12 protein-coding genes are annotated in these 5,635 nt (G+C 46.8%); all 12 read left to right on the plus strand.

Annotated features, from left to right (window positions below; genetic code table 11):
- Positions 1–159: 159 nt before the first annotated feature.
- Positions 160–324 carry a hypothetical protein gene (locus U868_RS25630; RefSeq protein ID WP_162817279.1) on the plus strand — a complete coding sequence of 55 codons (165 nt, stop codon included), beginning with the start codon at positions 160–162 and terminating at the stop codon, positions 322–324.
- A gap of 47 nt (positions 325–371) precedes the next feature.
- Positions 372–614 carry a hypothetical protein gene (locus U868_RS0121735; RefSeq protein ID WP_205275548.1) on the plus strand — a complete coding sequence of 81 codons (243 nt, stop codon included), beginning with the start codon at positions 372–374 and terminating at the stop codon, positions 612–614.
- Positions 604–849 carry a hypothetical protein gene (locus U868_RS0121740; protein WP_025155121.1) on the plus strand — a complete coding sequence of 82 codons (246 nt, stop codon included), beginning with the start codon at positions 604–606 and terminating at the stop codon, positions 847–849. The genes U868_RS0121735 and U868_RS0121740 overlap by 11 nt, the downstream gene beginning before the upstream one ends.
- 29 nt (positions 850–878) lie before the next feature.
- Entirely contained in the window at positions 879–1,244 is a 366-nt protein-coding gene (locus U868_RS0121745) for a hypothetical protein (protein ID WP_162817280.1), read from the plus strand.
- Positions 1,245–1,272: 28 nt separating this feature from the next.
- The gene (locus U868_RS0121750; protein ID WP_025155123.1) at positions 1,273–2,271 is read left to right on the plus strand and encodes a hypothetical protein; all 999 of its coding nucleotides are present in this window, start codon (positions 1,273–1,275) and stop codon (positions 2,269–2,271) included.
- Positions 2,272–2,478: 207 nt separating this feature from the next.
- Positions 2,479–2,655, plus strand: a complete 177-nt coding sequence (locus tag U868_RS25635) for a hypothetical protein (protein WP_162817281.1) — start codon at positions 2,479–2,481, stop codon at positions 2,653–2,655.
- Positions 2,652–2,843, plus strand: a complete 192-nt coding sequence (locus U868_RS0121760) for a hypothetical protein (protein ID WP_025155124.1) — start codon at positions 2,652–2,654, stop codon at positions 2,841–2,843. The genes U868_RS25635 and U868_RS0121760 overlap by 4 nt, the downstream gene beginning before the upstream one ends.
- Entirely contained in the window at positions 2,815–3,639 is an 825-nt protein-coding gene (locus U868_RS0121765) for a PD-(D/E)XK nuclease-like domain-containing protein (protein WP_025155125.1), read from the plus strand. The genes U868_RS0121760 and U868_RS0121765 overlap by 29 nt, the downstream gene beginning before the upstream one ends.
- The gene (locus tag U868_RS23875) at positions 3,639–4,193 is read left to right on the plus strand and encodes a hypothetical protein (RefSeq protein ID WP_025155126.1); all 555 of its coding nucleotides are present in this window, start codon (positions 3,639–3,641) and stop codon (positions 4,191–4,193) included. Before U868_RS0121765 ends, U868_RS23875 begins: the two co-directional genes overlap by 1 nt.
- 67 nt (positions 4,194–4,260) lie before the next feature.
- A complete protein-coding gene (locus U868_RS0121775; protein WP_162817282.1) occupies positions 4,261–4,545 on the plus strand; it encodes a hypothetical protein in 285 nt (94 codons plus the stop codon).
- 22 nt (positions 4,546–4,567) lie between these two features.
- Positions 4,568–5,203 (plus strand): hypothetical protein, encoded by a 636-nt coding sequence (locus U868_RS0121780; RefSeq protein WP_025155128.1) that lies wholly within the window; start codon positions 4,568–4,570, stop codon positions 5,201–5,203.
- Positions 5,203–5,493 carry a hypothetical protein gene (locus U868_RS23880; protein WP_025155129.1) on the plus strand — a complete coding sequence of 97 codons (291 nt, stop codon included), beginning with the start codon at positions 5,203–5,205 and terminating at the stop codon, positions 5,491–5,493. The genes U868_RS0121780 and U868_RS23880 overlap by 1 nt, the downstream gene beginning before the upstream one ends.
- Positions 5,494–5,635: the final 142 nt, after the last annotated feature.

Here is a 5,635-nt window from a genome sequence, read left to right on the forward strand (position 1 = left end):
TATTGGGATTGGTGAATGCGTAGGCTGATGCGCGCTGAAGTGCACAGGTGTTGCAGGCGGCGCGAAGTCGTAACTGTTTCAAGCCGGAGATCAGCACCGGCCACCAATCACCAATACTGACTAATACCCCGCAGCGGGGATAACAGAAGGGAAATGGGCATGGAGTTTGAAATACCGAAATCTAACGATATTGAGTGGCAGCAGGAAATGCTCAGAATGCTCAGCGAAAACCTTGAGATGATATCAGAGAGCCACCCAGACATTGACCTGTTAAAAAGCAGCATAGATATAGCGAACGCCCTAATGGAATATTCTGGGTGCTAACCAATTAACGGACATCACGTAGCACAGGGAAGTGCATAGGAGGAAGTGTGGAACATAAAATATCGCTATTAAAAAGAGCAGGTGAATCTGCATTCCCGGTAAAAATGGATATGGGAGACGGTTCCAGGATTGAAGGTATGGGCATGTCGCTGCGCGATTATTTTGCAGCAAAGGCTATGGCATCAGTCCCGTTAGCTTTAGATAGTAATGAGCAGCAATTAATAGCCAATGCTGCTTATGCACAGGCAGACGCAATGCTCAGAGCAAGGGAGAAACAACATGGAATTTAAGGGTACGCCGGGGCCGTGGTACACAAGCAATGAAGGTCGGTTACTGGTAAGGGATGAGGAATGGCAATGCGTTATTGCTGACGGTATCGGCTGTAATGATGAAGAGGAAGAAGTGGCGAACGCCAGACTAATAGCGGCAGCGCCTGGTTTACTGGAAGCATTAATCGAACTCCGGAAACTGGTTACTCACCACGACCAGGCGGACGCAGCAATCAACAAAGCACTCGGAGGTTAACAATGCCAGGACACCCACATGCTGACCTTATGGCTAAGGCAGCAGAGATAGCGAAGACGGATAAAGAGTGGTGGAGGAATTTTCTGGTTAAGGATGGTTCAGTCTGGATAACCTTCTCTTCTGGAGATTTTGCATTCTCTCCAAACAGAGAATACCGTCTTAAACCCCGTTACATAGACATTAATGGTCATCAGGTTCCTGAGCCGGTGCGGGAGCCTCTGGAAATCGGAGCATGGTTCTTTATGCCAAGCGTTGACTGCATTGAAATGGTGTCAAAGGTTAAATGGCGAGAAGATGAGTACTGTGACTTCTATCTGCGCTCGGGAGTAGTTCATACCACCGAAGATGCCGCAATTAGACACGCGGTGGCCCTGCTCTCTTTCACACAGAAGTAACCCACCCTATAAATAAACGGAGTTAATTATGGCAAACGAACTGGTCGTTATCGAACCAGCGACAGCGCTCGACCTTTTTACAGCGCCGGATAAGGTTCAGGAATTAATAGTTAGTGTTGAGCGGGAAACTGAAAGGCGCAAATCGGAATTAGGTGAGCTGAATTTATCCGTATTGGCGCACCGCAAAAAACTGATATCACTGGCTTTCGATGTCACCAGATCAAAAACTTACATCGATAAAGCCGGTAAGGAAGTAGTTGACGGACTGAAGGAGCTGCCGAAAAAGGTAGATGCAAGCCGCAAAATGTTTCGTGACGCGCTGGACTCTCTGGCGGCACAAGTAAAGCGCCCAGTAGAAGAATGGGAGGCTCAGGAAGAAGCCAGAAAGCAAGCGGAGGAAGCTCAGAGGGTAGCTGATGAAGAGAAAAGAAAGGCTGATGAACTCGCCAGATTGATGCCGTATCTTCATGCCGAAGCACTGGAAATGAATGCCGAGTTCGACCGGTTGATTGCTGAGAAGAAAGCTGAAGAAGAACGCAAACGCATTGAGCATGAAAACGAAATCAAGCGTCAGGCAGCAGAGCAGGCGCGAATCGAAGCCGAACAAAAAGCACAACGTGACCGTGAAGCGGCGGAGCTGAAAGCCAAACAGGAACGTGAAGCTGCGGAATTAAAAGCACGACAGGAAGTCGAGGCGGCAGCTAAGCGCGAACGTGAGGCTAGAGAGGCGCAGGAACGCGCAGAACGTGAAAAGCAGGAAGCTATCGCGAAGGCTGAGCGTGAAAAGCGGGCCGCAGTTGAAGCGGAGCGGCGCAAGGCAGAGGAATCCGAACGCGCACGACTGGCAGAGATTGAGCGCCAGAAGCAGGAAGAATTAAAGCGCCAGGCGAACAAAGAGCATCAGCGCAAATTTAACCGCGAAGCTTTACAGGCACTGACTGCGGCAGGATTTGACGACAAAACCGCAACAAAATTCCTTGAGCTGGTAATTAAAGGCGAAATCCCTCACCTCTCAATGAACTACTAACCCACCCTATCCTACCTCGGGATACCAGCAGGTAAACAACATGAAAACTAAACCTTGTCGCGCTGCGTGCGGTTCTAACGTGGCGTGCGTCTCTATGCCATTTTTACGCCTTGCCCGATGCGCGGCAAGGGTGGCGGCATCTACCGGTAAGTCCCGAATTTGGGATTTAGCCAACCAATTACAAATGAGAGCTTACGGGAGAAAAATATGTCACTGATGACCGCAAAACAGAAATATACCAAGGAACAGGTTATTGAGTTGTTTAATCGGGCCGGACTGGATGAAAGGCAGATTGAGCAAATTGTATCGGAGTGGCGCTGGCGCAGGGATAGCGCAAAAACCAGCCTCATTCTTCATCAGTGCAAAGTGAGGTTACCGGCATGAACGCATACGCAGCACAGGATGCTCAGGAAGAGCGCATAGACTTCACAGAGGATGTGATATTCGGACTCAGCACGGAAACGCTGGAATATCTCGGCACTGAGAAGGAAAACGAGATCAGAGAGGCAATTGATAAGGCATTAAGAAAAAGGAGCGCGATAAATGGAAACGGGCGTTTATTTAGGGCTTAGCAATGAGGACTATCACAAGGATGAAGCTATAGGTTCTACGTCAATAAAGGCGATCAGCGTCAGCCCTGCAAATCTGTATTTCAACCCATTTAAAGGAAGTAAATCGGCACAGATTGGCACGGCAATTCACGCAGCATTACTGGAGCCGCAGGTATTTGAAAGGGATTTCATTTTGCTGCCGGATGCCACGGATAGGCGCTCGACAAAGTACAAGGACGCATTAAAGCAGACGGATGCAGAAAAAATACTGGTCAATGGCGAGGTTGAAACAATACAGCGGATGATTGAGTCATCCCGCCTTAACGACGATTTCATGAGTTATATGGCATCACCGGGAAACTCTGAAATTTCCATGTTCGCCACCTGCCCTGAAACAGGGCTGAAATTAAAATGCCGGTTTGACAGGATGTCAGATTCACATTTTTACCCGCTCGACGTGAAAAGTTGCAAGGACGCAACTGAGCGAGGATTCAGTCAGGACTTCGGGAAGTATCGCTATCATGTACAGGCTGCATTTTATTTATACGTTCTGAAATTAGTCACAGGAAGGGACTTAAATCAGTTCTGTTTTTTCGCCATTCAGAATAAGCCGCCGTACACCAACTGTATGTATTACATCGGTGAGGACTCGCTGGAGCTGGGAAGAAAGGTAATGTTCGAATCTCTGCACACAATAAAACAGTGCATTGATGGCGACATACCGAAAACCGAAGGAATGGTTTTGCCATCCAGTGAAATAAACGTGCCCTCTTATCTTTTCGATGATGAATATCTTGATGACGAGGTATATCTCTAATGGATTTATCAAAAACAATTATCCCGAAATCGGATCAACTTAATTTCGATGATGTCAGAAACCAGCCAATAACGGCAGTAATTAAATCAGTGCGCGAAGGCTCAAAAGACCAGCCTGTATTTATTGACCTTGTGGGGTATGACGGAAGGCCATACAAGCCCTCTAAATCAATGCGGCGCGTGCTTATTGGTGCCTGGAGTAATAACGGTCATGCATGGGTCGGAAGGTCTCTGAAGCTTATTGGTGACCCATCGGTGACATATGGCGGCGTTGCGGTCGGCGGTATCAAAATTAACGCCATGAGCGACATTGACGGCGAGTTATCCATGATGCTTACCGTATCACGTGGAAAGCGTGTCGAATACCGTGTTAGCAGACTGGTAACGAATAGCATGATGCTTGCAGATTTCACAGCCAAGGTAGGCGAAATGGAATCTGAGCAATTCGAAAAATCATACCAATGGCTGAAAAATAAATTTACTGGTGACACAGAAAACACGGAAAAGTTGGATGTCGTGTACCGGAGCCATAAAGCCGATATGCAAAGCCAATAACCCCCACTGTTTCAGGATGAAGCGTAATGCAGGGATGCTGAGATAAGGAGTGATGATGAGCAGGTCAATGAAGTTAACGGCATATGATGAATTCGGTGTCGAATTAAACGGGATTAACATTCCGGCGAATGAGACTGAATGGAGTTCTATGTCGGAAGATAAACAGGATGAATTAAAAAAGGATGCGCTTATGAAATTATTCCGCGTCCGTGTATCTCCTGTTCTAGATACCGGAAAAATAACAGAGTACGGAATGAAAGAGTTTATCTTTGATTATTGCAGGGGTGAAGGCGTTCAGCTTAATGAGGGCATTCAACAAATTATCGAGTTACTAAAAATGCAGATTCGTTGATGCTGATAACAGAGGAATGAATATGAAAGAGCGCGGAATGATTTTCAATTCAGAGATGGTTCGCGCCATTCTCAATGGTCGGAAGACGCAGACGCGGCATGTTATGAATAATCAACCTTGCTACTTACCAGGGGAAAGTAATTCGGTGCAGGATAATGGTGACTCTTACTACCGGTGGCTAGGAGATCCATCTAATGATACCAGCGGCTGGTTTTGTTGTCCTTTAGGCAAGGTAGGTAACCGCCTTTGGGTGCGTGAAACATTTCAAGTTGGCTTATGTACTGAAACAACTATTGCATATAAGGCAACACATAAACCATCCGACCTAGAGGAAGGTTGGCACGAGGCAATAAAGTGGAGGCCATCAACACAAATGCCCCGCTGGGCTTCACGCATTCTGCTGGAAATAACTGCCGTTCGTGTCGAGCATCTACAGGATATCAGCGAGGAAGATGCTGTAGCGGAAGGCGTTGTTACTGGCCGCTATGGTAATGAAGGTAACTGGATGAAGGGCTTTTATGCACCGGGAGGTAATCAACCCCATCAGACTGCAAAATCTGCATATAGCGAGCTATGGTGTTCAATTTACGGCGTAGATGCCTGGTATAAAAATCCGTGGGTGTGGTGTATCACGTTTAAGCAGATTCAGGAGGAGTGATGGATATATCACGACAGCAGTTTGAGCAATACATTAAATTGCATGCTGACCCGGAAGAGTTGGAGCAGAAATTAAAAAAGGCAAATAACGGATTAAATTATGCTGACCGGAATGTCGATTTAATGTGGATTGGCTGGCAGGCATCACGAGAGAGTTTAACTGTTGAATTGCCTTTATCTCAGCGCGTAAGAGCCTATGACTATTACACGGACGGATATAACAGTGGTGTGAATTGCTGCGAAGATATATTGGGATATGCAGGAATAAAAGTAATAAGAACAGATAAATAACATCATCGGGGAATAACCATGACAATCGGATTTGTATTACTACTGGTAATGCACGGCTCCGCTGTGCCTGTTACCGATGATATTTATACGCTCGAAGAATGTGAGAACCGCGCAGTGCAGGCAATGACTGTGCGGAATATTG

Source organism: Morganella morganii H1r (genome assembly GCF_000633515.1).
GTDB lineage: Bacteria > Pseudomonadota > Gammaproteobacteria > Enterobacterales > Enterobacteriaceae > Morganella > Morganella morganii_B.